We start from the raw sequence: 25,037 nt of genomic DNA, 5'->3' as shown, positions 1-25,037 counted from the left end.
CCGGTCAGCTCCTTCAAAGCTTCATCAGCTCACCTTTCAGAGCTCCTTGATCCGGATGTCCCGGTACGACACCACATCCGTCGTGCCGTGCACCTGGAGTCCGACGTAACCGGAGGCGAACCGCCGCCCGTCCGTGCCCGGGTCGTCCGAGCGGGGCGGGACGAACTCCTGGCCGCCGGTGTTGTCGAACTCGTTGATCAGCACGCCGTTGCGGTAGACCGAGTAGTGCTGGTCGACCACGCGGATCTCGTAGTCGTTCCACGTGCCCTTCTGGGTGACGCCGGCCCCGGCCAGCCCCACCCGGTCGAAGCCGTAGACCGACCCCGTCTTGTACATGTCGCCGTCCGGACGGTCGAGCACCTGCACCTCGTGCCCGTACTTGATGGCGACCCACTCGGGCCGCGACTCCTCGGGGTGGTCGTGGACCCACGGGAAGCGGACGAACACACCGGAGTTGGCGTTACCCGTGCCCGGGGCGTCGTCACGCCACTGGAGCTTGAGCGAGAAGTCGCCGTACTTCCGCTCGGGGAACCAGAGCATGCCGAGGCCGGCCTTCGTCGTCCCCGAGGTGATCGAGCCGTCACCGTTCGGCGTGAACGAACCACCGCCCACCTGCTGCCACTTGGCGAACGACGCCGCGCTGCCGTCGAGGATCGTGCGGTACCCCTGGGTCTGGCCGGGCGTGCCGATCCCGGACTGACGGGCGGCCTTGCGGATGGCGTCGTACTCGCGCTGGTCGACGACCCCGTCCTTCAGGAGCTGGTCCAGGACAGCCTTCACATGCTTGAGGAACAGCGCCTGGGACGTCCACTCCTTCTCGTCCTCGATCAACTCGTTGATGCGGCACCGGCTGTTGGTGAGCCGGTTCGGGACGCCCGAGTCGACCGTGCCGACGATCACCGTCAACCGCTCGTCGAACTCGGGGCAGTTGGGCGCCGGGACCTGACTGGACACGACGGTGAAGGTCACCGTGCGGGCCGCTGAGGTGTTGCCCGCCTTGTCGGTGGCCCGGTAGGCGAGCGTGTGCGTGCCGGCGCGGTCGACGACCACCGGGGTGCCGTACGCCAGATACGGACCGCCGTCGAGGGAGTACTCGATCCGGTCGACGCCCGAGCCGTGGTGCTCGTCGGTCGCCGTGACGGTCACCTTGGCGCTGCCGACGTACGCCCCGTCCGAGTTCTTCGTGCCCTCCACGCTCACGCCGGTCACCGGCGCGGTCGTGTCCGGCTGCGGCGCCGCCACGACCGTGAACCGCACGCTCATCTCGGCCGCGACGTTCCCCGCCTTGTCGGTGGCCCGGTAGCGCACCGAATGGCTGCCGACCTCGTGCACCATCACGGGCGCGGTGTACGGCTGCCAGGCGCCGGAGCCGAGCGCGTACTCGATGGTGTTCACGCCGGAACCGGTGTCCGAGGCGGTGACGGTGACCGTCGCCATGGCGACATAGGTCCCGTCGGGATTCTGCTCGCCGCTGACCGTCGCCGACGTCTCCGGCGGGGCCGTGTCGTCGGACTGCGGTGCCACGACCGTGAACTCGACGCTCTTCTCCGCCGAGACGTTCCCCGCCTTGTCGAGCGCGCGGTAACGGATCTTGTGATCGCCGACCTGGTCGACGACGACCGGGGTGGTGTACGGCGTCCAGGCGCCCCCGTCACCGACCGCGTACTCGACGCGGTCGACCCCGGATCCGCCCTCGTTGTCGGTCGCGTGGATCGCCACGCTCGCCGAACCGACGTACTGGCCCTGGGTGTTCTGCGTCCCGCTGACGTGGGCCGAGGCCTCGGGCGCCGTCGTGTCCTCGCCGCTGCCCTCGGCCACCACGAGGATGCCCTGCATCTGCCCGTGGCCGGGGATCGTGCAGTAGTAGCGGTACCGGCCCGGGGTGAGCGTGACCTCGGCGGTGTGCTTGCCGCCCTGGTCGTCGTTCGGGTTGGCGAGGATGTTCAGCTGGACGTCGTTGTTGTACTCGGGATCGGACGTGTCGAACGTCAGCGTGTGCGGCATCCCGGTGGTGTTGCCGGTCGCCGTGCTGTTCTCGAAGACGATCGTCGTCGTGCCCGCCACGGCGGTCGCCGGCGCCGAGGCGTACTTCGTGATGTCGTCACCGGCGGTCCAGGTGAGGACCTGTGCCGCGGCCACCTGCTGTGTCTGTGGCTGTCCGGTCGCGGGAAAGGCCTGCAGGCCGAGCACCACGAGCAGTGCGGCCAACAGGGCCGCCCACATTCTTCGTTGTCGCGTCACTGCGCCCCCCTGGCCAGCTGGTCGACGGCCGGAGTGGGTCCGCCGCCCGTGTAGGTCACGCTCCACAGCGCCGACTTGGCGTCCGAGGTGAAGAAGCCGCGGCCGTAGTCGAGCACGTACAGCGCCCCGTCCGGACCGAACTTCCAGTCCATGAGGTTCTTGATGCCGTCGTTGCCGACCGGCACGATCTTCTTCAGCGACTCCGAGTGCACCGGCAGACCGCCCTCCCCGTGGGTCTTCGGGTCGGTGATCACCGCGTTGCGCGGCTGGTCGGCGTCGTAGAAGTCACCGACGAACCACTTGCCGTCCCAGTACGCCGGCCACTTCGTCCCGCTGCTGCTCGCCGCGTCGTACCGGTAGACCGGCCCGTTCATCGCGGCCTGGCCGCCGCCCTTGAGCCACGGCAGCCCGTAGGTGGCCTCCTCCTGCTGGTACGACGGCACGCCGTTCGCGTCGCGCGGGAAGTCCGGGGCGCCGCCCTGGGGCGAGTACCAGATGTTGTTGCCGGTCACCGGCGGCAGGTTGACGAGGCCGTCGTTGTTCGGCGACTCGTTCTTCGGGTGGTCGCAGTCGTACCAGCCCAGCGGCTTGCTCGGATCGGGCAGATTGCGGTCCCGGTAGGGCTGCTTGTTGCCCATGCAGTACGGCCAGCCCCGGTTGCTCGCCTTGGTGATGACGGCGAACGTGTCGTACTTCGCCGGTCCCCAGGTGGTGGACGGCGCCGAGGCGTCCGGGCCGACCCAGCCCGCGTACAGGACGTCGGTCTGCTGGTCGACGGAGATGCGCGCCGGGTTCCGGACGCCCATCACATAGATCTCGCCGCGTGTCTTGCCGCCGCCCTCGTCGGTCTCCCGGCCGGTGAAGAGGTTGCCCTCCGGCAGCGTGTACGTGCCGTCCGGCTCCGGGTGGATGCGCAGGATCTTGCCGTTGAGGTTGTTGGTGTTGCCGGCGGTGCGGCGCGCGTCGGCGAAGGACACGCCCTTGTAGTTGGGCTCGGGGTTGTTGCCCGAGTAACCGCCGCTGAAGCCGCTGGAGTTGTTGTCACCGGTCGCGATGTACAGGTTGCCCTGGGAGTCCCAGGCCATCCCGCCGCCCGAGTGGCAGCAACTGTGCACCTGAACCGGCCACTTGAGCAGCACCTTCTCGCTGCTCAGGTCCAGCCTGTTCGTGGCCAGGTCGAGAGTGAAGCGGGAGACGCGCCGCTCGGCCATCCGCTTGTCGCGGTCGAGCTGCGAGTGCGGGGTGTAGTGCAGATACACCCACCCGTTCTCCTCGAAGCGCGGGTCGAGCTCGATTCCGAGGAGGCCTTCCTCGACCTTGATCAGCTCGTCGCCGCCGCCCTTGTTGCCGAAGACCGTCAACGCCCCGGCCAGGGTGACCTTCTTGGTCTTCGGGTCGTAGACATGGATCTCGCCCTGGCCCTTGCCGATGTCCGGGTTGTTCCAGTCGGTGATCACCGGCTGGGAGGAGTCGGCACCGCCCCGCCCGATGTAGAGCACCCGCCCGTCCGGGGCCGTGACCAGGCCGTGCGGTTCGCCGATCTGGTCGTTGCGGCCCGGCTGGTTGGGCTGGGTGAGGCGCTCGGCCTTGTAGTTGCCGGTGATGGTGGCCTTGCAGTCGGCCTGCGAGAGCCGGGTGGTCCACAGCAGGGCACCGCGCAGATGCGTACGGAAGTCGGTCTCGTCGTACGACGACACCGTGCCGCCCATGCCGGTGTAGAAGGAGCGGCCGCCGTCGTAGTCACGGCACCAACTCACCGGATGGTCCCAGCCGTTGGCGCCCGCACCCGGCTGGTACGTCGCCTCCCGCACCCGGGCGACGGTGTGCACCGAGCCCGACGGGTTCTTGGCCCAGTTCAGCCACTTGTCCGGCCGTTTCCACTGCACCGGCAGTTCCCTGGTGGCCGGATGCCGCCGGTCGCCGACCTCGACGACGGCCCGCTGTACGGTCGTCGGGCTCCCGGTGGCCGGGCGGGCGCCGACGAGGCCGGTGAACCAGTCCGAGTACGGCTCGGCGCGGGCCGCGTCATGGATGCCGACGAAACCGCCGCCCGCCTCCATATAGGCCTCCAGGCCCGCCTCCTGCTCGGGGTCGAGGACGTCGCCGCCACCGGTGAGGAAGACGATGGAGTTGAAGCGGCCCAGCTTGGTCCCATTGGTGAACACCGAGGCGTCGTTCGTGGCCTCGACCTTGAAACGCTGGTCGGCCGGACCCGACAGGCCGATCTTCTCGATCGCCCCGATACCGGCGTTCACCAGCGGCGACTCGTCGCCGGCGGCCGCCGACCCGTAGAAGAGGAGCACCCGTACATTCGCGCCGCCCGGTGGCGACTTCACGGACATCGTTGTCAGGGGTGGCTCCGGGGCCGGGCGTGCGTCGGCGGCCGGGGCGGACATCAGGCCGGCGGCGACGAACCCGGCGGTCACAGTGGCCACCCAGGTCTGTCTTCTTGTGCTCAACCCTCGTAAGCGCATGGGCACCTCCACGGTCACAGCAACAGCGACAAGGAAGCTAGACCCCTTTGAACGACTCGCCAATACCTATGGCCGTTCTGGGCCCAACTTTGTCCTGAGTGTGGATAAACGGGAGACCGGCCGGTACCGTCTCAGCGGTTCATCCCCGTAATTTCCGTACCGCCGCTGGGAGTTCGGCATGAACAGACGCAACGTCAACAGGCGTACCTTCAACAGGCGCATGCTGCTGGGTGGTGCGACCGTCGCGACATCGTTGTCCTTGGCGTCGGTACCCGAGGCCGTGAGCGCCGGCGCCGCGCCGCGCACCGCCCCGGCCGGCGGCGAGGTCCGGCACATCAAGCTGTACGCCGAGAAGCTGGCCGACGGGCAGATGGGCTACGGCTTCGAGAAGGGCAAGGCGACGATCCCGGGCCCGCTGATCGAGCTCAACGAGGGCGACACCGCGCACATCGAGTTCGAGAACACGATGGACGTACCGGTCAGCCTGCACGTCCACGGCCTCGACTACGAGATCACCAGCGACGGCACCAAGCTCAACAAGAGCGACGTCGAGCCCGGCGGCACCCGCACCTACACCTGGCGCACCCATGCCCCCGGACGCCGGGGGGACGGCACCTGGCGGGCGGGCAGCGCCGGTTACTGGCACTACCACGACCACGTCGTCGGTACGGAGCACGGCACGGGCGGCATCCGCAAGGGCCTCTACGGCCCGGTGATCGTCCGCCGCAAGGGCGACATCCTCCCCGACGCGACCCACACGATCGTCTTCAACGACATGCTCATCAACAACAAGCCGGCGCACTCGGGGCCCGACTTCGAGGCCACGGTGGGTGACCGGGTCGAGTTCGTGATGATCACGCACGGCGAGTACTACCACACCTTCCATATGCACGGTCATCGTTGGGCCGACAACCGCACCGGCATGCTCACCGGCCCCGACGACCCCAGCCAGGTCATCGACAACAAGATCGTGGGCCCGGCGGACTCCTTCGGCTTCCAGGTGATCGCGGGGGAGGGGGTCGGGGCGGGCGCGTGGATGTACCACTGCCATGTGCAGAGCCACTCGGACATGGGGATGGTGGGGCTGTTCCTGGTGAAGAAGACGGACGGAACGATTCCGGGGTACGAGCCGCATGAACACGGTCACGAGGCGGCGTCGGGAGCCGGGCACGAGCACTGACGGACGACGGCCGGGTGACGGTTGTTCCGAGCCGTCGGCGGGTGGCGGCGCCGGCGTGGGTTTCCGGGTGTTTCCGGTCATCCGAGAGCGCTCTCACCTCCCCTTCCCGCCACGGCTATCCTGATCGGCAGTCGCCGACGAGGAGCCGCGCCGTGACTGAAACCGCCCCGCGTCCCACCCTGGAGGCCGTGGCCGCCCGGGCCGGGGTCTCGCGGGCCACCGTGTCCCGGGTCGTCAACGGCGGTGACGGGGTGCGCGAACCCCTCGTGGAGCGGGTCCGCAAGGCGGTGGAGGAACTCGGGTACGTGCCCAACCAGGCCGCCCGCAGCCTGGTGACCCGACGGCACGACGCCATCGCCGTCGTGGTCGCCGAACCGGAGACCAGGGTCTTCGCCGACCCCTTCTTCGCCCGGCAACTGCGCGGCATCAGCAAGGAGTTGACGGCCCACGACAACCAGCTGGTGCTGCTCCTCACGGAAGGCCGCGACGACCACGCCCGGGTCGGCCGCTACCTCGCCGGCGGCCATGTCGACGGGGCGCTCGTCTTCTCCCTGCACCTCGACGACCCGCTGCCCGGACTGATCCAGCGCGCCGGCGTCCCCACCGTCTTCGGCGGACGGCCCGGCTGGTCCGGCGACCAGCGAGGCGTCGTCTACGTCGACAGCGACAACCGCGGCGGCGCCCGCGACGCCGTGCGACACCTCGCCGGTCTCGGCCGCACCCGTATCGCCCACATCACCGGCGCCCTGGACCAGACGTCGGCGGTGGACCGGCTCGACGGATACCGGGACGTCATGGTCGACGCCGATCCAGGGCTGATCGTCGAGGGCGACTTCACGCCGACCGGCGGTGAACGGGCCATGCGCGAACTTCTCGCCCGCTGCCCGGACCTGGACGCCGTCTTCGCCGCCAACGACCTCACCGCGGCCGGTGCGCTGCGGGTGCTGCGTGCGTCGGGGCGGCGGGTGCCGGACGACGTCGCGGTGGTCGGGTTCGACGACATGCTCCCCGTGGCGGAACAGACCGACCCCGCCCTCACGACGGTCCGTCAGGACATCGAGGAGATGGGCCGGTTGATGGCCCGGCTGCTGCTGCGCGGCGTCGACCGTCGTACCGGAGAGCGGGTGGGTGGGGCGCCGTCCAGTGTCGTCCTGCCGACCACGCTGGTCCGACGCGCATCGGCTTAGCCGGTGTGACGGGGCCTCGGCCGGGCGGCTCAGCTCTGCGCGGGCGCGCTCTTGATCACCGCGAAGCGGGCGCCGTACGGGTCGGTGAGCTTGGCGATACGGCCCACGTCCGGCAGATCCGTCGCAGGCATCCGGACCGTGCCGCCCAGCTCCTGCGCCTTGGCGGCCGTGGCGTCCGTGTCGGTGACCTCGAAGTACGGCAGCCAGTACGCCGGGCCCTCCGCCTCCGCCGGGTCGTCGGCCTTGTCCACCACGCCGCCGAACATGGCGTCCTCCCCGGCCGCCGCCGGGCTGAACGTCGTGTACGTGCCGCCGTAGAAGTCGAGGGCGAAGGTCTCCAGGCCGAGCGTCGCGTGGTAGAAGCCCGCCGCGGCCGGGACGTCCGTGGTGTACAGCTCCAGCCAGCACAGCGAGCCGGGGTCCTGGACGACGTCGAGGCCCTTGTTGGTGCCGGGCTGCCACAGCCCGAAGCCGACGCCCGCCTTGTCGGCCAGGATGGCCATCCGGCCCATGTCCAGCACGTCCATGGGCTGCACCAGCACCGAGCCGTGCGCCTGCTCGGCCGCCTTCGCGGTGGCGTCCGCGTCCGGCGTCTGGAAGTACACCGTCCAGGACGGCGGGCCCTGCTCCTCGGTGGTCTGCATCCCGCCGGCCACCGTCCGGCCGTCGAGCTGGAAGAGGCCGTATCCGCCGGTCTCGGGGCCGCCCGGCTGGAACCGCCAGCCGAACAGGCCGCCGTAGAAGGAGCGGGCGCCCTCGATGTCGGGTGTGCCGACATCGATCCAGTTCGGCGCGCCGGTGACATAACGAGTGGTGAGCATCATCGCCCTCCTCGGAAGGGTCCCCTTGGCAGCTCTGCCGGTCTCTGCTCTGCCGAGTCTCGCACCGCCCACTGACAATCGCTGCCGGAGTGCCGCCGTCGGCTGAAGCCGACACGGTGATCCCCGTGGGTGACCGGTGGGGATCTACTCGCTTTCAACTGTTTCCGCGCGCCGCCGTGCGCCGCACCGCGCGGAGGGAGACCATCGATGTCGGCCGGGGGCCCTGCGCTGCGGCGTTGATCCCGCGTTGATCGAACGTTTTTCGCCGACCGGCACGATCCTGCGCATGCACATCGATTCGATCACAACGATCACCTCGCCCGACGTGGACTGGCAGCAGGATGCGTTGTGCGCACAGACCGGCGCGGACTTCTTCTTTCCCGAGCCGGGCAGCTCCGTACGGGAGGCCAAGCGGATCTGCGGCATGTGCCCGATCCGCTCCGCCTGTCTGGAGTACGCCCTCGACAACGACGAACGCTTCGGCGTCTGGGGCGGCCTGTCGGAGAAGGAACGACTGGAACTCAGGCGTATGTCACGTTGAGAGCCGGGGGCGCCCCTGCCGCCCCCGGACGGGCCGAGGCGTCAGCCGGCGGCCCGGGCCGCCATGCGGGCCTTCCGGGCCGCGAGCTTCTCGTCGAACTTCAGGGCTTCCGCGTCGAGGCCGCCCATGAACAGGCCCAGTTCCTCCTGGGCCTTCTGGCCCTCGGGGCCGAGGCCGTCGATCTCCAGGACCCTCAGGTGGCGCAGGACGGGCTGGAGGACGTCGTCGTGGTGGATGCGGAGGTTGTAGACCTCGCCGATGGCCATCTGGGCGGCGGCGCGCTCGAAGCCGGGGATGCCGTGTCCGGGCATGCGGAAGTCGACGACCACGTCGCGCACGGCCTGCATCGTGAGGTCCGGCGCGAGCTCGAAGGCGGCCTTCAGCAGGTTGCGGTAGAAGACCATGTGGAGGTTCTCGTCGGTCGCGATGCGCGCCAGCATGCGGTCGCAGACCGGGTCACCGGACTGGTGGCCGGTGTTGCGGTGCGAGATACGGGTCGCGAGCTCCTGGAAGGCGACGTAGGCGACGGAGTGCAGCATCGAGTGCCGGTTGTCCGACTCGAAGCCCTCGCTCATGTGGGACATGCGGAACTGCTCCAGCTTGTCCGGGTCGACCGCGCGCGAGGTGAGCAGGTAGTCGCGCATCACGATGCCGTGCCGGCCCTCCTCGGCCGTCCAGCGGTGCACCCACGTGCCCCAGGCGCCGTCACGCCCGAAGAGCGAGGCGATCTCGTGGTGGTAGCTGGGCAGGTTGTCCTCGGTCAGGAGGTTCACCACCAGGGCGATCCGGCCGATCTCGGTGACCTTGGACTGCTCCTTGTCCCAGGCCTCGCCGTCCTCGAAGAGGCCGGGGAAGTTACGGCCGTCCGTCCACGGCACGTACTCGTGCGGCATCCAGTCCTTGGCGACCTTCAGATGCCGGTTGAGCTCCTGCTCGACCACTTCCTCCAGGGCGTACAACAGCCGGGCGTCGGTCCAGACGGCAGGGCTGCCGAGGTGAGGGGAAGTGATCGTCACGGGAACTCCAGGGGGACGCACAACACGGGGCAGGTGACCGGCGAGCGGTTGCCGACAACCTACGGGATCGTAGGCTACGAACCCGTAGGTTACGAAGCCGTAGGTTAAGAGCGATGTAAAGACCCCTGATCAGCGGCCGTTCTGCCCGACTTCACGGGTATGCGAAAAGCCCCCGGACCCCCAGGTCCCGGGGCTGGAAGAGTGTTCCGCTCAGTCGGTCAGGCGTACAGATCACGCATCCGGACCGAGAGACATGTCACACACCCTTCGAGCTTCTCGAACTCGCTGATGTCGACCGGCACCGGCTCGTGGCCCAGGTCGGCGAGCAGTTCCGCCGTCTTCGGCGCGCTCGCGGCCATGAGCAGCTTGCCGCCGCCGAGCAGCACCACATGCGCCCCGGACTCCTCCGGCACCGGCAGGAAGCGCGGGAACAGCGACGGGGCGTCCAGCTGCGGGATACGGCCGAGAATCGTTCCGTCGGGCAACGCCGTGATCGCCGACTTCAGATGCAGCACCTTGCTCACGGGGACGGCGACGACCCGCGCCCCCAGCGGTTCGAAAGCGGCCCGCAGCTGCTGGACGCCGACCGCGTTGGTACGGCCGCCCCGGCCGACGTAGATCGTGTCGCCGACCTTCAGCACGTCGCCGCCGTCCAGCGTGCCCGGCTCCCAGATCCAGTTCACGGAGCAGCCGAGCGAGGCGACGGCCTCCTCGACGCCGAGGGTCTCGTCGCGCCGGGACTCGGCGCCGGGCCGGGTGATCAGCGCGACGTTCTTGTACATGACGACCGTGTCCTCGACGAACACCGAGTCCGGGCAGTCGTCGGCCGGGTCCACCTCGATCGTCTCCCAGCCGTGCCCCCGCAGCGCCTCCACGTACCCCTCCCACTGCTCGACCGCCAGGTCGACGTCGACCTTCTCCCGGTCGATGTGCGTCACCAGCCCTTCGGCGAGGCGCGGGCTGGGGTGGCGGACGAGGGCCTTCTTGCTGGGCACGAGGGATCTCCGGATCAGTGGCAGGTGTCGGCGCCATGATGCATGGGGCACCGACCCGCCATCATGCAGGGGTTACCCGCCCGTACAAAACCCCCGGAGTCAGGCTGTGGCCCTCCTGAGATGCTCGGCGGTGAAGGAACCGGGGGCGTCGAGGAGCTGTCGCGGGGTCCCCTCGAAGATCACCTGACCCCCGTCCCGCCCTCCGTCGGCCCCAGGTCGATGATCCAGTCGGCGTGCGCCACCACCTCCAGGTTGTGCTCGACCACCACGACCGTGTTGCCCCCGTCGACCAGCCGGTCCAGCAAGCCGAGCAGCCCGTCGACGTCCGACATGTGCAGTCCGGTCGTCGGTTCGTCGAGGACGTACACCGCTCCCGTGCGGTGCAGCCGCGTCGCCAGCTTGATCCGCTGCCGTTCACCGCCGGAGAGCGTGGAGAGCGGCTGGCCGAGCGTGAGATACGTCAGCCCCACGTCCCGCAGGGCGCGCAGCCGTCGGCGTACGCCCGCGTCCTGGAAGAACCCCAGCGCCTGCTCGGCCGTCATCTCCAGGACGTCCGCGACGGAGCTGCCGTCGACGGTCAGCCGCAGCACCTCGTCCCTGAAGCGCCGCCCCTCGCAGTCGTGGCACGTCGTCGTCACCGGATCCATGAAGGCCAGGTCGGTGTGGATGATCCCGCGGCCCTCGCAGGTGCCGCACGCGCCGGAGGAGTTGAAGCTGAAGAACCCCGGCTCGGCGCCCGTCCCACGCGCGAAGATCTTTCGCACCACGACGGGCTTGTCCGGGTCGAGTTCGGCGCTGTTCGTGTACGCCTGCCCTGCCGGGTCCCCGCGGCGAACGGCGGGAACTGGACCGCACCGTCCGGTGCGGGGACCCGGCAGGGCCCTACCGCGTATTCGTTGCACGCGGATCACCGATCTGGAGTTCTCTCCCGTCTGGGACGAGAGACTCTGCCCCTGGATCGCTCCGGGGAGTTTGACGGGGCTTGCCCGTCCCGCGACGACCCTCCCGGCCGCCGGGACGGTTGCGGGAGCCGCCCGGACAGCAACGTAACAGGACCGCAGGCCAATCGGCGGGTGATCGAAAGCGGCTGACTCTGTTCTGCGTGTGCCCGGTTCATGGTCAGGCGCTGGTGCGACTCGACCGCGATCGTGTCGAAGACGACCGACGACTTCCCCGAGCCCGAAAGGCCGGTGAACACGGTCAGCCGGCCTTTCGGGATACGGAGCGAGACGTCCTTGAGGTTGTTCTCCCGTCCTCCACCGATGGTGAGGAACCCGGGCGCGAACCCGGGTGTGAATTCGGGTGTGAATTCGGGCGCGAACCCGGGTGTGAATTGGGGTGCGGATCCGGACGTGAATTCAGGCATGAAGCCGAAGCTAGGCGGGATACCCGACAGCTTCTGGCGTGATTTCCCTCAGTTCTCCCTCCTCCATCATCAGCCAGCGAGTGATGCCGATCGACTCCAGGAACGGCAGGTCGTGACTGGCCACGATCAGCGCCCCCTCGTACGACTCCAGGGCCGTGGTGAGCTGCCGTACGCTCGCCATGTCCAGGTTGTTCGTCGGCTCGTCCAGCATCAGCAGCTGCGGTGCGGGCTCGGCCAGCATCAGCGCGGCCAGAGTCGCTCGGAAGCGCTCACCGCCGGACAGCGTCGCCGCCTTCTGGTCGGCGCGGGCGCCCCGGAACAGGAAGCGGGCAAGGCGTGCCCGGACCCGGTTGTTGGTGGCGCCAGGCGCGAACCGTGCCACGTTCTCGGCGACGCTCAGCTCACCGTCCAGTACATCGAGCCGCTGCGGCAGGAACCGGTGCGGGACATGTGCCGTCGCCTCACCCGACACCGGCGGCAGCTCCCCGGCGATCGTCCGCAGCAGCGTCGTCTTGCCCGCGCCGTTGCGTCCGATCAACGCGACCCGCTCGGGGCCACGCAGATCGAAGCCGCCGGACACGCGCGCGCCGTACGCCAGCTCCAGGTCCATGAGCGTGAGGACGTTGCGCCCCGGCGGTACGGCCGTGTACGGCAGGTCGACGCGGATCTCGTCGTCGTCCCGTACGGCCTCCACCGCCTCGTCGAGCCGCTCCTTGGCCTCGGCGAGCTTCTCCTCGTGCATGATCCGGTGCTTGCCCGCGGACTCCTGTGCCGCCCGCTTGCGCGCCCCCATGACGATCTTCGGCTCGCGCTTCTGCTCCCACATCTTCTGCCCGTACCGCTTCCGTCGGGCCAACTTGACCTGGGCGTCGACCAGTTCGCGCTTCTGCTTCTTCAGATCGGCCTCGGCGACCCGCACCATCCGCTCGGCCGCGTCCTGCTCGGTGGCGAGCGCCTCCTCGTACGCGGAGAAGTTGCCGCCGTACCAGGTGACCTCCCCGGCCCGCAGATCGGCGATCTGGTCGACGAGCTCCAGGAGTTCACGGTCGTGGCTGACCACCACCATCACCCCCGGCCACGACGCCACGGCCGCGTAAAGCCGCCGACGCGCGTACAGGTCAAGGTTGTTGGTGGGTTCGTCGAGGAGCAGCACGTCCGGACGGCGCAGCATCAGCGCCGCCAGCCGCAACAGCACCGACTCGCCGCCCGACACCTCACCGATGGTCCTGTCCAACTCGACGTGCTCGAGCCCGAGTTCGCCGAGAGTGGCCACGGCCCGCTCCTCCACGTCCCAGTTGTCGCCGACGGTCTCGAAGTGCTCCTCGGCCACGTCGCCCGCCTCGATGGCGTGCAGCGCGGCTCGCTGAGCGGCGATACCGAGGGCCTCGTCGACCTTCAGGCCGGTGTCGAGCGTGACGTTCTGCGGCAGATACCCCACCTCGCCCGCGACACGCACAGCACCGTCGGCCGGGGCGAGCTCACCGGCGACAAGCTTCAACAGGGTTGATTTCCCCGATCCGTTGACGCCCACCAGCCCCGTCCGGCCGGGGCCGAACGAGACGTCGAGGCCCTCGAAGACGGGAGTGCCGTCCGGCCAGGTGAAGAAGAGGGAAGTACAGGTGATGGAAGTAGACATACGGGCCTCCGCGGATGCTCGAAGCGATCAAGGGCAAACGCGTATCGAGACACCGGCGACCAACGGGGGAGGCCTCTGGGAACCCAGGGGACGAAAAAAAGCCCTGCTCCGGAGGACGGCTCGAACGCCGAGGTCGCACGCAGCGCAAACACACCTCAGGTGTGGCGCGGTGTCTCAGGACCTCAGACGAGCAACGTCCTTCTCCAATCGGCGGCAACAGAACCGAGATACACGGTATGGAGACGAGGAGAGGGTGTCAACGGAATTAAATCGAGCCGGCCCATGGCGCGACTTCCGAGGGCGGGAGGCAGCCGCACTTCGACGCCGGCCCAGGCACCTCCAGCCCGTCCGGCGTTTGCATTTTCAGCCCGTCCGGCGTTTGAGGACGAGGCCCGCAGGGCCGACAGCGGGGTCTGGGGGCGCAGCCCCCAGCGGGGTCGAAGGGGCGGAGCCCCTTCAAGGGATGGGACGGGTAGGGGCGGCGGGGGCGAGAAACCGCCCGCGTCAGCAGGCGTCCCGCATCAGCTCCGCCAGATCCCGATCCAGATCCAACTGAAGATGCTCCAGCCCCATCGGCACCAACTCACTCGTCGACTCCAGGAACCGCCGCACCTCCCCCGACCGGATATGCACGACAGCCGTACCCTCGGGCGCGTGAAACTCCAGCACCGTACGGTCGAACCCGTACGGCCGCACCCGCACGTCCCCGTGCCCCTCGGGCCCCTCAAGACCGCCCACCAGCAGCTCCCGGCTGAAGGTCCAGCACACCTCGACCCCCTCCAGCGTCGCCGGGGCCGGAAAGGTCATGCGGACGGCGAACGGATCGCGCCGGTCGTAGTGCAGGGTCGCCGGAATGCTCGGCATCCGCGGCGCGGCGGCGACGAGACGGGCCTCAACGGGCTGCTCGATGACGGTGGACAACGCCTTGCTCCCTTGTGACGGCTGGACGAACATCCGGGCGGACGAGACCGGGCACTGGTAGAGACGATGGAATCAGCCAATCCGTGCACACGAAGAGCGAGTGACCTCGGTCACCGCCTTCATGCACAGGGGTGACGCGTTCGTCCTCGTGTGCCGGGAAAGTCACGTGTGACGGGGGCGGTCTGGACGCCGCCGGAGCGGTCGGCTAGCTTCGCCCGCCATGAGGCGTTCGGGGAGCACGCGACGGTCGGGGCGTACGTTTCGGACAGTGGCCGCAGGGGTGGCGTGCGGGGCGGCGCTGGCCGCGCTGACCGCCGTACCCGCGCAGGCGCACGAACCGGAGCGCCGGACACCGCACTGGGAACTCAAGGACAGCGGCACACCCGAGGTCCGCTTCCGGGGGCTCTCCGCGGTCAGCCGGAACACCGCGTGGCTGGCTGGAACGGCGGGTACGGTCCTGCGTACGACCGACGGCGGCGCGACCTGGCGGAACGTCTCGCCGCCCGGCGCCGGCGAGCTGCAGTTCCGGGACGTCGAGGCGTTCGACGCGCACCGCGCGGTGGTGTTGGCCATCGGGGAGGGCGAGGCGTCCCGCGTGTACCGCACGGACGACGGCGGCGCGACCTGGACGGAGTCCTTCCGCAACACCGACGCGCGGGCCTTCTACGACTGCATGACCTTCTTCGACCGCCGCCACGGACTGGCGATGAGCGACCCCGTCGACGGCAGGTTCCGCATCCTGTCGACCAGCGACGGCGGCCGCTCCTGGAAGGTGCTGCCCAGCGAGGGGATGCCCGCCGCGCTGGAGGGCGAGGCCGGTTTCGCGGCGAGCGGGCAGTGCCTGGTCGGCTCCGGGCCGAAGGACGTCTGGCTGGCCACCGGCGGCGCCGCACGCGCGCGTGTACTGCACTCCCGCGACCGGGGACTGACCTGGACGGCCGCCGACACCCCGATCCCCGCCGGCGACCCCGCCCGCGGCGTCTTCGCCCTCGCCTTCCGCGACCGTACGCACGGCCTCGCGGTCGGCGGCGACTACCGCCCCGACCAGGCCTCCCCGCAGGCGGCCGCACACACCCGCGACGCCGGCCGGGGCTGGCAGCCCGCCGCCACGCCGCCGCCCGCCTACCGCTCCGGTGTCGCCTGGCTCCCGCACAGCCGCACCGCAGCCCTCGCGGTCGGCCCGACCGGCACCGACCTGACGACCGACGGCGGCCGCACCTGGCGGACCGTCGACAGCGGCTCGTACGACACCGTGGACTGCACGCCCGGCCTGGGTTGCTGGGCCGCGGGGGAGAAGGGCCGGGTCGCACGGCTGGAGAGCTGACGCCGAAAGTGGGTACTCGGGCGCCGACTGCGAGAGGAGTGACCCGACATGCCACGCGGTTCGAGCCCCAAGCGGGAACGCCAGTACGAGCACATCAAGGAGAGCGCCGAGGACCGGGGCGAGAGCACAGGCCGCGCCAAGGAGATCGCGGCGCGGACGGTGAACAAGGAGCGAGCCCGGTCGGGCGAGTCGAAGTCCGCCAGCCGTACGTCCACCCAGGACATGTCCTCCGGCAAGCGGGGCGGCCAGCGGTCCGGCAAGGGTTCCCAGGGACCCACCTACGACCAGCTCTACGAGGAGGCCAAGCGCCGCAACATCCACGGGCGTTCGGACATGAACAAGAGCCAGCTCAAGCAGGCGCTGGGCGGGAAGTGACCGACCGCCCAGACCCGGCCCGTCCGAGCGCCCCGGCCGACCGTCTCAGCCGGACGTCTCGCGGTAGCGCTCCAGCCCCGGCGCCGTCTTCGTGGCGACGAACTCGGTGACGCGGTACGCGCACACCCCGGCCGTGACGAACGGATCCCCCGCGGCGATCTCCTCGACGCGCCCGCGGTCCTCCGCGACGGCGAGGATCACTCCGCCGTCGCGGGGGTTCTTGCGTCCGGACGCGAGGAACACCCCTCGCTCGTACTGCTCGTCGAGCCACGCCACATGGGCCTCCAGCACGGCGTCGACGTCCTCGAGCGGGGCGGTGTAGGTCAGCTCCAGCACGAACATGATCGCGAGCCTACCCCCGGACCCGTACGCTCGTGCCCACCATGACGACCGTAAGCATTCCCGCGGGCTGGCCCGCGACCGAGGAAGCGGCCCGCGCCGTCCAGGACGAACTCCGGGAGCGGGTGGTGCTCGACGAGCCGGGCCCGCCGGCCGGATCCGGTCATGTGACCGGCGTCGACGTGGCCTACGACGACGAACGGGACGTGGTCGCGGCCGCCGCGGTCGTGCTGGACGCCGCGACCCTGGAGGTGGTCGCCGAGGCCACGGCCGCCGGCCGGATCTCCTTCCCCTACGTCCCCGGCCTGCTCGCCTTCCGCGAGATCCCCACGGTCCTGGCCGCCCTCGACGCCCTGCCCTGTCCACCCGGCCTGGTCGTCTGCGACGGCTACGGCCTCGCCCACCCCCGCCGCTTCGGCCTCGCCAGCCACCTCGGCGTCCTCACCGGGCTGCCGACGATCGGCGTCGCCAAGAACCCGTTCACCTTCACCTACGACGCCCCCGCCGCCGCACGCGGATCGTCCGCACCGCTCACGGCGGGCGCCGAGGAGGTCGGCCGCGCCCTGCGCACCCGCGACACCGTCAAGCCGGTCTTCGTCTCGGTCGGCCACCGGGTGAGCCTCGACAACGCCTGCGCCCACACCCTCGCGCTCACCCCCGAGTACCGCCTTCCGGAGACGACCCGCCGCGCGGACTCCTTGTGCCGGCAGGCACTGAAGGACGCGACCGACCGATGAGGCCCCCTTGCGGTCCGCCTGAGTACGTCGGTTGAGTACGTCGGCTGAGTACGTCGTCTGAGTACCTGTACGGATGTCGCCGCCCGCCGTGATCGGCAGGCTCTGGGGTATGACGACGCACCGTGCACCGAAGCCCCTCGCCGACCCCGACCGTCCCGTCGAGCGTGCCGTGACGGCCGCGCTGGTCCTCGCCGTGGTGGCGGGGCTGGCCTGGATCGGCGGGATGATCTTCACGGTGGCGGGGTGGACCCTGTAGGGCCGGTTTCAGCGAGTAGTGCGGGCGCGGTTCAGCGGGTCGCGGCCACCCGGAAGGTGATGCCCGCCTTCCGCAGCCGCTCGATCAGCGCGTCCCCCATCGCGACCGCCGTCGTGACCTGACCGGCCGTGGGCGGCAGGTCGTCGAAGGCGAGGGACAGGGCCGACTCGGCGAACATCTTCGCCGTCTCCCCGTAGCCGGGGTCACCGCCCGCGACCTCCGTGAAGACGCGCCGGCCGCCGCCCTCGCCGACGAAACGGACCGAGAACCAGCTCTTCGCGCGCCGCTCCGGGCTCGGCCCCTCGCCGGGCTTGAGCCGGTCGGACAACCAGCGCCGGGCGGGCGGCAGTTGGGCGGCGGTGGCGAGCGCGCCGACCGCCGCGACTCCGCCGAGCGCGACCGGCAGATGCTGTACGGCGGCGTAGTGGCGGTAGCGGAAGTCGGGGCCGTACCGGTCGAGGGCCCGCGCGGAGCGCCGGACGATCTGCGGGTCGATCGTCGGCAGCGGCACCGCCCAGGCGCCGACCTCCTTGGCGAACCGCGGCGCACCCGTCGGCGCCTGCGCCCGGCGTCCCATCAGACGCGGCTCGTGGCGGGCCCGGTCGCGTGCGGCGGACAGCATCTGGCGCCCGCGCGAGAACTGGTTGAGCGCCGACGCGAACGTGCCGCCGGAGAACATGGCGTCGGCGGTCACGAACCCGTCCACGGTCAGCGGCACGCCCTGAGGCAGCTGCTGGACGGTGAAGTACGCGCCCAGGTCGTGCGGGACCGAGTCGAAGCCACAGGCGTGCACCAGCCGAGCGCCCGTCTCACGCGCGCGTGCGTCGTGCCGGACGTACGTCAGGTCCACGAACTCCGGCTCACCGGACAGGTCGAGATAGTCGGCGCCGGTGTCCGCGCAGGCGGCGACGAGATCCTCGCCGTAGTTCACGTACGGACCCACCGTCGTGGCCACCACGCGCGCGTGCTCCGCGAGCCGTCGCATCGAGGCCGGGTCCGAGACGTCCGCCTCCAGCACCCCGATCTCCGCGCCGCCCGGCAGCCCGTCGCGCAGCCGCTCCAGCTTCTCCCTGCTGCGCCCGGCGACGGCCCAGCGCAGCCCTTCGGGCGCCCGCGCGGCGAGGTACTCCGCGGTGAGGATCCCGACGAAACCCGTCGCTCCGAAGAGCACCACGTCGTACGGGCGATCCGTCCTGTTCAGCCTGGTCATGACACCCCTCGGTCTCGCAGCACGCGCCGTTGTCGGTGGCCGAGGCTAGCGTGAGCTGTGCGGAGCCCGACGACGAGCCCGGAGGTAAGCGGTGGCCGTGCCCAGGTCTGCCCTGAAGAAGTGGGAAAAAGTGCGCGAGTTCGCGCTCGGGATGCCGGGCGCGGTCGAGGAGTTCCCGTGGGGCGAGACGGTCGCCAAGGCCAACAAGAAGGTCTTCGTCTTCCTCGGTGTCTCCGACGGCGGCTATCCGATGGGCGTCACGGTGAAGCTCAAGGACGAGGCTGCCCACGCCCACGCCCTGACCTGCCCGGGCGCCGAACCCGCCGGATACGGCCTGGGCAAGGCGGGCTGGGTGAGTATCCCGCTGGAGCAGAAGGGTGCCCCGACGGCCGAGCTGCTGTGCGACTGGGTGGAGGAGAGTTACCGCACCATCGCACCGAAACGGCTGATAGCGGAGCTGGACACGCGCTGACCCGCACCGCACCGGTTCGCGGACCGGCTTCCGGCGGGTAACTTCCTAAGCGCTTGCTCTTGTGTCCGTCGGCGCATGTTCTTAGCATCACTGGTGTTACAGCAGTTGTGTCATACCCCTGGGGGCAGGATGGCGACGACGCCAGAACAGGGCCCGCTCACCGGCGTGCGCGTGGTCGAGCTGGCCGGAATCGGGCCCGGCCCGTTCGCCGCCATGCTCCTCGCCGACCTCGGCGCCGACGTCGTCCGCGTGGACCGGCCCGGCGGCACGGGACTCGCCATCGACACCGCGTACGACATCACCAACCGCAACAAGCGCTCGGTGATCGTCGACCTGAAGTCCCCCGACGGCCCCGCGCGCGTCCTCGACCTCGCCGCCCGCGCCGACATCCTCATCGAGGGCTACCGCCCCGGCGTCGCCGAGCGCCTCGGCGTCGGCCCCGAGGCCTGCCACGCCCGCAACCCGGCGCTGGTCTACGGCCGGATGACCGGCTGGGGCCAGGACGGGCCGCTCGCCCAGCGCGCCGGCCACGACATCGCCTACATCGCGCTCACCGGCACCCTCGGCATGATCGGCAGCCCCGACGAACCACCCGCCGTCCCCGCCAACCTGGTCGGCGACTACGCGGGCGGCTCCCTCTACCTCGTCATCGGCGTCCTCGCCGCCCTCCACCACGCGCGCGCGACCGGCACCGGCCAGGTCGTCGACGCCGCCATCGTCGACGGCACCTCCCACCTCTCCGCGATGATCCACGGCATGCTCGCCGCGGGTGGCTGGCAGGACCGGCGCGGCGCCAACCTCCTCGACGGCGGCTGCCCGTACTACGGCACCTACGAGACCGCCGACGGGAAGTACATGGCGGTCGGCGCCCTGGAACCGCAGTTCTACGCCGAGTTCCTGCGGCTTCTCGGCATCGAGGAGCACGCGGCCGCCCGCAAGGACTGGTCCCGCTGGGGCGAGCTGCGCGAGGCGGTCGCCGCCCGCTTCAAGTCCCGTACCAGGGACGAGTGGACGGCCCTCTTCGAGGGCTCCGACGCCTGCGTGGCCCCCGTCCTGTCCCTGCGCGAGGCCCCGCACCACCCGCACCTCGCCGCCCGGGGCACCTTCACCGACCACGGCGGCATCACCCAGCCCGCCCCCGCGCCCCGCTTCTCCGCGACCCCGACGGCCGTCCGCACCGGCCCGGCCCAGCCCGGCGCGGACACCGCCGGCGTGGCGCGCGACTGGGACGTCCCCGACCTTCTGAAGCACCAGGAACCCACGAAGGGCCCCGAATGAAGCGGCAGATCTTCGCCCCCGAGCACGACGCGTTCCGCGCGACCGTGCGCAGCTTCCTGGCCAAGGAGGTCCTGCCGTACTACGAGCAGTGGGAGAAGGACGGCATCGTCTCCCGCGACGCCTGGCGGGCGGCCGGCAAGCAGGGCCTGCTCGGCTTCGCCGTCCCCGAGGAGTACGGGGGCGGCGGCACGCCCGACTTCCGGTACAGCGCCGTCCTCGCCGAGGAGTTCACCCGCGCGGGCACCCCGGGACTCGCGCTCGGCCTGCACAACGACATCATCGGCCCGTACCTCACCTCGCTCGCCACCGAAGAGCAGAAGCGCCGCTGGCTGCCCGGCTTCTGCGACGGCTCGCTGATCACGGCCATCGCCATGACCGAGCCCGGCGCCGGCTCCGACCTCCAGGGCATCCGCACCCACGCCGAGGACCACGGCGACCACTGGGTGCTCAACGGCTCCAAGACCTTCATCTCCAACGGGATCCTCGCCGACCTGGTGATCGTCGTCGCGAAGACGACCCCCGAGGGCGGCGCGCGGGCTGTCGCTGCTCGTCGTCGAGCGCGGCACGGACGGCTTCGAGCGCGGCCGCAACCTCGACAAGATCGGCCAGAAGGCGCAGGACACCGCCGAGCTGTTCTTCCGCGACGTCCGCGTGCCCAAGGAGAACCTCCTCGGCGACCTCGACGGCGCCTTCGTCCATCTGATGACGAACCTCGCGCAGGAGCGGCTGAGCATCGCGGTCTCCGCCATCGCCGCCGCCGAGCACCTGCTGGAGATCACCACGCAGTACGTCAAGGAACGCGAGGCGTTCGGCCGGCCGCTGGCCACCAAGCAGCACATCCGGTTCGAGATCGCCGAGATGGCCACCGAGTGCGCCGTCACCCGCACCTTCCTCGACCGCTGCATAGCCGACCACGACAACGGCGAGCTCGACGCCGTGCACGCCTCCATGGCCAAGTGGTGGGCGACCGAGCTCCAAAAGCGGGTCGCGGACCGCTGCCTCCAACTGCACGGCGGCTACGGCTATATGAGCGAATTCCCGGTCGCCCGGGCCTTCACCGACGGCCGTATCCAGACCATCTACGGCGGAACGACCGAGATCATGAAGGAGATCATCGGACGTTCCCTGCTCGGCTAGGGCTCCCCCGCTCAGCTCCCTTGCTCGGCTGACCCTCACCCTCGAAAGGCTTCCCTGTGAGCACCGAAGCGTATGTGTACGACGCGATCCGCACCCCGCGCGGCCGCGGCAAGGCCAACGGCGCCCTGCACGGCACCAAGCCGATCGACCTGGTCGTCGGCCTCATCCACGAGATCCGCGACCGCTTCCCCGGCCTCGACCCGGCGGCCGTCGACGACATCGTGCTCGGCGTCGTCGGCCCGGTCGGCGACCAGGGCTCCGACATCGCCCGCATCGCCGCCATCGCGGCGGGCCTCCCGGACACGGTGGCCGGCGTACAGGAGAACCGCTTCTGCGCCTCGGGCCTCGAAGCTGTCAACCTGGCCGCCGCCAAGGTGCGCTCCGGCTGGGAGGACCTCGTCCTCGCGGGCGGCGTCGAGTCCATGTCCCGGGTGCCGATGGCCTCGGACGGCGGCGCCTGGTTCAACGACCCGATGACCAACCTCGCCGTCAACTTCGTGCCGCAGGGCATCGGCGCCGACCTGATCGCCACCATCGAGGGCTTCTCGCGCCGCGACGTCGACGAGTACGCCGCCCTCTCCCAGGAGCGCGCGGCCACGGCCTGGAAGGAGGGCCGCTTCGACCGCTCCGTCGTACCCGTGAAGGACCGCAGCGGCCTGACGGTCCTCGACCACGACGAGCACCCGCGCCCCGGCACCACCGCCGACTCCCTCGCCAAGCTGAAGCCGTCCTTCGCGGACATCGGCGACCTGGGCGGCTTCGACGCCGTGGCCCTGCAGAAGTACCACTGGGTCGAGAAGATCGACCACGTCCACCACGCGGGCAACTCCTCCGGCATCGTCGACGGCGCCTCCCTGGTCGCCATCGGTTCGAAGGAGGTCGGTGAGCGCTACGGGTTGCGGCCGCGCGCGCGGATCGTCTCCGCCGCCGTCTCCGGCTCCGAGCCCACCATCATGCTCACCGGCCCCGCGCCCGCCACCCGCAAGGCGCTCGCCAAGGCCGGCCTGACCATCGACGACATCGACCTCGTCGAGATCAACGAGGCCTTCGCGGCCGTCGTCCTGCGCTTCGTCAAGGACATGGGCCTGTCCCTGGACAAGGTCAACGTCAACGGCGGCGCCATCGCCCTCGGCCACCCGCTCGGCGCGACCGGCGCGATGATCCTGGGCAGCCTGATCGACGAACTGGAGCGCCAGGACAAGCGGTACGGCCTCGCGACCCTCTGCGTCGGCGGCGGCATGGGCATCGCCACGATCGTCGAGCGCATCTGAACACCCGGCGGAACCAAGAGACTTCAGAGACTTCAACGGAGACCCCGTCATGACGCAGAGCACCACCATCCGCTGGGAACAGGACCGCACCGGCGTCGTCACCCTCGTCCTCGACGACCCCGACCAGTCCGCGAACACCATGAACCAGGCGTTCCGCGACTCCCTCGCCGTGATCACCGACCGGCTGGAGGCCGAGAAGGACACCATCCGCGGTGTCATCATCACCTCCGCCAAGAAGACGTTCTTCGCCGGCGGCGACCTGCGCGACCTGATCCGCGTCACCCCCGAGACGGCCCAGGACCTGTTCGACGGCGGCCTGGCCATCAAGCGCGACCTGCGCCGCATCGAGACCCTGGGCAAGCCGGTCGTCGCCGCGATGAACGGCGCGGCCCTCGGCGGCGGCTACGAGATCGCGCTCGCCTGCCACCACCGCATCGCCCTCGACGCGCCCGGCTCCAAGATCGGCTGCCCCGAGGTCACCCTCGGCCTGCTGCCGGGCGGAGGCGGCGTCGTCCGCACCGTCCGCCTCCTCGGCATCGCCGACGCGCTGCTGAAGGTCCTCCTCCAGGGCACCCAGTACAACCCGCAGCGCGCCCTGCAGAACGGCCTGATCGACGACGTGGCCGCCACCCAGGAGGAACTGCTCACCAAGGCCCGCGCCTTCATCGAGGCCCACCCCGAGTCGCAGCAGCCCTGGGACAAGCCGGGCTACAGGATCCCCGGCGGCACGCCCGCCAACCCCAAGTTCGCGGCGAACCTCCCCGCCTTCCCGGCCAGCCTGCGCAAGCAGACCAACGGCGCTCCCTACCCGGCGCCGCGCAACATCCTCGCCGCCGCTGTCGAAGGCGCCCAGGTCGACTTCGAGACCGCGCAGGTCATCGAGGCCCGCTACTTCGTGGAGCTGGCGGCGGGCCAGACCTCCAAGAACATGATCCAGGCGTTCTTCTTCGACCTCCAGGCCGTCAACTCCGGCGCCAACCGCCCCAAGGGCGTCGAGCCGCGGCAGGTCCGCAAGGTCGCCGTCCTCGGCGCCGGGATGATGGGCGCGGGCATCGCCTACTCGTGCGCCCGCGCGGGGATCGACGTCGTCCTGAAGGACGTGGCGCTCGAAGCCGCCGTCAAGGGCAAGGGCTACTCCGAGAAGCTGTGCGCGAAGGCGGTCTCCAGGGGCCGTACGACCCAGGAGAAGGCCGACGCGCTGCTCGCCCGCATCACACCCACGGCCGACCCTCAGGACGTGGCCGGCTGCGACGCGGTCATCGAGGCCGTCTTCGAGAACCCGGAGCTGAAGCACAAGGTCTTCCAGGAGATCCAGGACATCGTCGAGCCGGACGCCCTGCTGTGCTCCAACACCTCCACGCTCCCCATCACCGCCCTCGCCGAGGGCGTCGAGCGCCAGTCCGACTTCATCGGCCTGCACTTCTTCTCACCCGTCGACAAGATGCCCCTCGTCGAGATCATCAAGGGCGAGCGGACCGGCGAGGAGGCGCTGGCCCGTGCCTTCGACCTGGTCCGGCAGATCAAGAAGACGCCGATCGTCGTCAACGACTCCCGCGGCTTCTTCACCTCCCGGGTCATCGGCCACTTCATCAACGAGGGCGTCGCGATGGTCGGGGAGGGCATCGAGCCCGCGTCGGTCGAACAGGCGGCGGCCCAGGCCGGCTACCCGGCCAAGGTCCTCTCCCTCATGGACGAGCTGACGCTCACGCTCCCGCGCAAGATCCGGGGCGAGTCCAAGCGGGCCGTGGAGGAGGCGGGCGGCACCTGGGTGTCCCACCCCGCCGAGGCCGTCATCGACCGCATGGTCGACGAGTTCGACCGTCCCGGGCGCAGTGGCGGGGCCGGTTTCTACGACTACGACGCGGACGGCAAGCGCGTCGCCCTGTGGCCGGGGCTGCGCGAGCACTTCACCCGTGAGGGTGCCGAGATCCCCTTCCGGGACATGCAGGAACGCATGCTCTTCTCCGAGGCCCTCGACACCGTCCGGCTCCTCGAGGAGGGCGTTCTCACCTCCGTCGCCGACGCGAACATCGGCTCCGTCTTCGGCATCGGATTCCCCGGCTGGACCGGGGGTGTCCTCCAGTACATCAACGGCTACGACGGCGGCGTCCCCGGCTTCACCGCCCGCGCGCGCGAGCTGGCGGAACGGTACGGGGACCGGTTCGCTCCGCCGGCGCTGCTCGTGGAGAAGGCGGAGAAGGGGGAGCGCTTCGGCGACGCCTGACGCCTGACGCCTGACGCCGGGCGCCTGACGCCGGGC

General features: G+C 70.3%; 20 protein-coding genes and 2 pseudogenes. 12 read left to right on the top strand and 10 right to left on the bottom strand.

Annotated features, from left to right (window positions below; translation table 11 throughout):
• Positions 1 to 36: 36 nt before the first annotated feature.
• Together AQJ67_RS02655 and AQJ67_RS02650 are read right to left on the bottom strand one after the other, a co-directional pair.
• On the bottom strand, positions 37 to 2,223 hold the full coding sequence (locus AQJ67_RS02655) for an OmpL47-type beta-barrel domain-containing protein (protein ID WP_062716308.1): 2,187 nt from the start codon (positions 2,221 to 2,223) through the stop codon (positions 37 to 39).
• Between the two features lie 14 nt (positions 2,224 to 2,237).
• On the bottom strand, positions 2,238 to 4,715 hold the full coding sequence (locus AQJ67_RS02650; RefSeq protein WP_208614890.1) for a ThuA domain-containing protein: 2,478 nt from the start codon (positions 4,713 to 4,715) through the stop codon (positions 2,238 to 2,240).
• A gap of 178 nt (positions 4,716 to 4,893) precedes the next feature.
• Between AQJ67_RS02650 and AQJ67_RS02645 the strand changes: the two genes are divergently transcribed.
• Complete coding sequence (locus AQJ67_RS02645; protein ID WP_062716306.1) at positions 4,894 to 5,895, top strand: multicopper oxidase domain-containing protein; 1,002 nt, start codon at positions 4,894 to 4,896, stop codon at positions 5,893 to 5,895.
• Positions 5,896 to 6,047: 152 nt separating this feature from the next.
• Positions 6,048 to 7,082 carry a LacI family DNA-binding transcriptional regulator gene (locus AQJ67_RS02640; protein WP_062716305.1) on the top strand — a complete coding sequence of 345 codons (1,035 nt, stop codon included), beginning with the start codon at positions 6,048 to 6,050 and terminating at the stop codon, positions 7,080 to 7,082.
• Between the two features lie 29 nt (positions 7,083 to 7,111).
• Here AQJ67_RS02640 and AQJ67_RS02635 read toward each other — a convergent pair whose 3' ends face one another.
• Positions 7,112 to 7,903, bottom strand: coding sequence for a VOC family protein (locus AQJ67_RS02635; RefSeq protein WP_062716771.1), 792 nt, complete (start codon positions 7,901 to 7,903; stop codon positions 7,112 to 7,114).
• Positions 7,904 to 8,150: 247 nt separating this feature from the next.
• On the opposite strand from AQJ67_RS02635, the gene AQJ67_RS02630 reads away from it, so the two are divergent.
• Positions 8,151 to 8,444 carry a WhiB family transcriptional regulator gene (locus AQJ67_RS02630; RefSeq protein ID WP_062716304.1) on the top strand — a complete coding sequence of 98 codons (294 nt, stop codon included), beginning with the start codon at positions 8,151 to 8,153 and terminating at the stop codon, positions 8,442 to 8,444.
• Positions 8,445 to 8,485: 41 nt separating this feature from the next.
• Here AQJ67_RS02630 and AQJ67_RS02625 read toward each other — a convergent pair whose 3' ends face one another.
• The 5 genes and pseudogenes from AQJ67_RS02625 to ssgD all read right to left on the bottom strand — a co-directional run bounded on the left by AQJ67_RS02625 (position 8,486) and on the right by ssgD (position 14,378).
• Entirely contained in the window at positions 8,486 to 9,460 is a 975-nt protein-coding gene (locus AQJ67_RS02625; protein ID WP_062716303.1) for an acyl-ACP desaturase, read from the bottom strand.
• Positions 9,461 to 9,678: 218 nt separating this feature from the next.
• Positions 9,679 to 10,455 (bottom strand): dimethylargininase, encoded by a 777-nt coding sequence (ddaH, locus tag AQJ67_RS02620; protein WP_062716302.1) that lies wholly within the window; start codon positions 10,453 to 10,455, stop codon positions 9,679 to 9,681.
• A gap of 99 nt (positions 10,456 to 10,554) precedes the next feature.
• Positions 10,555 to 11,219: pseudogene (locus AQJ67_RS50595) on the bottom strand (ATP-binding cassette domain-containing protein); the annotation flags it as partial.
• Between the two features lie 612 nt (positions 11,220 to 11,831).
• Complete coding sequence (locus AQJ67_RS02610; protein ID WP_062716300.1) at positions 11,832 to 13,457, bottom strand: ABC-F family ATP-binding cassette domain-containing protein; 1,626 nt, start codon at positions 13,455 to 13,457, stop codon at positions 11,832 to 11,834.
• A 504-nt stretch (positions 13,458 to 13,961) separates the two neighbouring features.
• Positions 13,962 to 14,378, bottom strand: coding sequence for a spore wall synthesis regulator SsgD (gene ssgD / locus AQJ67_RS02605; RefSeq protein WP_062716770.1), 417 nt, complete (start codon positions 14,376 to 14,378; stop codon positions 13,962 to 13,964).
• Positions 14,379 to 14,598: 220 nt separating this feature from the next.
• On the opposite strand from ssgD, the gene AQJ67_RS02600 reads away from it, so the two are divergent.
• On the top strand, positions 14,599 to 15,702 hold the full coding sequence (locus AQJ67_RS02600) for a WD40/YVTN/BNR-like repeat-containing protein (protein WP_062716299.1): 1,104 nt from the start codon (positions 14,599 to 14,601) through the stop codon (positions 15,700 to 15,702).
• A gap of 48 nt (positions 15,703 to 15,750) precedes the next feature.
• Complete coding sequence (locus AQJ67_RS02595) at positions 15,751 to 16,077, top strand: hypothetical protein (RefSeq protein WP_062716298.1); 327 nt, start codon at positions 15,751 to 15,753, stop codon at positions 16,075 to 16,077.
• Between the two features lie 45 nt (positions 16,078 to 16,122).
• Here AQJ67_RS02595 and AQJ67_RS02590 read toward each other — a convergent pair whose 3' ends face one another.
• Complete coding sequence (locus AQJ67_RS02590) at positions 16,123 to 16,419, bottom strand: YciI family protein (protein ID WP_062716297.1); 297 nt, start codon at positions 16,417 to 16,419, stop codon at positions 16,123 to 16,125.
• A 41-nt stretch (positions 16,420 to 16,460) separates the two neighbouring features.
• Between AQJ67_RS02590 and AQJ67_RS02585 the strand changes: the two genes are divergently transcribed.
• Together AQJ67_RS02585 and mmpA are read left to right on the top strand one after the other, a co-directional pair.
• Entirely contained in the window at positions 16,461 to 17,153 is a 693-nt protein-coding gene (locus AQJ67_RS02585; RefSeq protein ID WP_062716296.1) for an endonuclease V, read from the top strand.
• Between the two features lie 109 nt (positions 17,154 to 17,262).
• A complete protein-coding gene (gene mmpA / locus AQJ67_RS02580; protein WP_167366184.1) occupies positions 17,263 to 17,409 on the top strand; it encodes a morphogenic membrane protein MmpA in 147 nt (48 codons plus the stop codon).
• A gap of 31 nt (positions 17,410 to 17,440) precedes the next feature.
• Here the strand turns inward: mmpA and AQJ67_RS02575 are convergent, their stop codons facing one another.
• Positions 17,441 to 18,619, bottom strand: a complete 1,179-nt coding sequence (locus AQJ67_RS02575; protein WP_062716294.1) for a saccharopine dehydrogenase family protein — start codon at positions 18,617 to 18,619, stop codon at positions 17,441 to 17,443.
• Between the two features lie 91 nt (positions 18,620 to 18,710).
• On the opposite strand from AQJ67_RS02575, the gene AQJ67_RS02570 reads away from it, so the two are divergent.
• The 5 genes and pseudogenes from AQJ67_RS02570 (at position 18,711) to AQJ67_RS02550 (ending at position 25,001) form a co-directional block, all read left to right on the top strand.
• Positions 18,711 to 19,091 (top strand): MmcQ/YjbR family DNA-binding protein, encoded by a 381-nt coding sequence (locus AQJ67_RS02570; protein ID WP_062716293.1) that lies wholly within the window; start codon positions 18,711 to 18,713, stop codon positions 19,089 to 19,091.
• Positions 19,092 to 19,220: 129 nt separating this feature from the next.
• On the top strand, positions 19,221 to 20,369 hold the full coding sequence (locus AQJ67_RS02565) for a CaiB/BaiF CoA transferase family protein (RefSeq protein ID WP_079055725.1): 1,149 nt from the start codon (positions 19,221 to 19,223) through the stop codon (positions 20,367 to 20,369).
• A pseudogene (locus AQJ67_RS02560) lies at positions 20,366 to 21,506 on the top strand (acyl-CoA dehydrogenase family protein). Before AQJ67_RS02565 ends, AQJ67_RS02560 begins: the two are co-directional and overlap by 4 nt.
• A 56-nt stretch (positions 21,507 to 21,562) precedes the next feature.
• Positions 21,563 to 22,777, top strand: coding sequence for an acetyl-CoA C-acetyltransferase (locus AQJ67_RS02555; RefSeq protein ID WP_062716291.1), 1,215 nt, complete (start codon positions 21,563 to 21,565; stop codon positions 22,775 to 22,777).
• A 49-nt stretch (positions 22,778 to 22,826) separates the two neighbouring features.
• On the top strand, positions 22,827 to 25,001 hold the full coding sequence (locus AQJ67_RS02550; RefSeq protein ID WP_062716290.1) for a 3-hydroxyacyl-CoA dehydrogenase NAD-binding domain-containing protein: 2,175 nt from the start codon (positions 22,827 to 22,829) through the stop codon (positions 24,999 to 25,001).
• Positions 25,002 to 25,037: the final 36 nt, after the last annotated feature.

The organism is Streptomyces caeruleatus (assembly GCF_001514235.1).
In the GTDB taxonomy this organism is placed as follows: domain Bacteria; phylum Actinomycetota; class Actinomycetes; order Streptomycetales; family Streptomycetaceae; genus Streptomyces; species Streptomyces caeruleatus.
The sequence above is the reverse complement of the archived record's forward strand: the minus strand, read 5'-3'. Positions and strand labels throughout refer to the sequence as shown.

Coding starts and splice junctions, on each gene's coding strand:
- AQJ67_RS02565 (WP_079055725.1), top strand. CDS start 19,221: ATGGCGACGACGCCAGAACAGGGCCCGCTCACCGGCGTGCGCGTGGTC.
- AQJ67_RS02635 (WP_062716771.1), bottom strand. CDS start 7,903: ATGCTCACCACTCGTTATGTCACCGGCGCGCCGAACTGGATCGATGTC.
- AQJ67_RS02600 (WP_062716299.1), top strand. CDS start 14,599: ATGAGGCGTTCGGGGAGCACGCGACGGTCGGGGCGTACGTTTCGGACA.
- AQJ67_RS02645 (WP_062716306.1), top strand. CDS start 4,894: ATGAACAGACGCAACGTCAACAGGCGTACCTTCAACAGGCGCATGCTG.
- AQJ67_RS02610 (WP_062716300.1), bottom strand. CDS start 13,457: ATGTCTACTTCCATCACCTGTACTTCCCTCTTCTTCACCTGGCCGGAC.
- AQJ67_RS02585 (WP_062716296.1), top strand. CDS start 16,461: ATGACGACCGTAAGCATTCCCGCGGGCTGGCCCGCGACCGAGGAAGCG.
- AQJ67_RS02590 (WP_062716297.1), bottom strand. CDS start 16,419: ATGTTCGTGCTGGAGCTGACCTACACCGCCCCGCTCGAGGACGTCGAC.
- AQJ67_RS02575 (WP_062716294.1), bottom strand. CDS start 18,619: ATGACCAGGCTGAACAGGACGGATCGCCCGTACGACGTGGTGCTCTTC.
- AQJ67_RS02595 (WP_062716298.1), top strand. CDS start 15,751: ATGCCACGCGGTTCGAGCCCCAAGCGGGAACGCCAGTACGAGCACATC.
- AQJ67_RS02650 (WP_208614890.1), bottom strand. CDS start 4,715: ATGCGCTTACGAGGGTTGAGCACAAGAAGACAGACCTGGGTGGCCACT.
- mmpA (WP_167366184.1), top strand. CDS start 17,263: ATGACGACGCACCGTGCACCGAAGCCCCTCGCCGACCCCGACCGTCCC.
- AQJ67_RS02655 (WP_062716308.1), bottom strand. CDS start 2,223: ATGTGGGCGGCCCTGTTGGCCGCACTGCTCGTGGTGCTCGGCCTGCAG.
- AQJ67_RS02550 (WP_062716290.1), top strand. CDS start 22,827: ATGACGCAGAGCACCACCATCCGCTGGGAACAGGACCGCACCGGCGTC.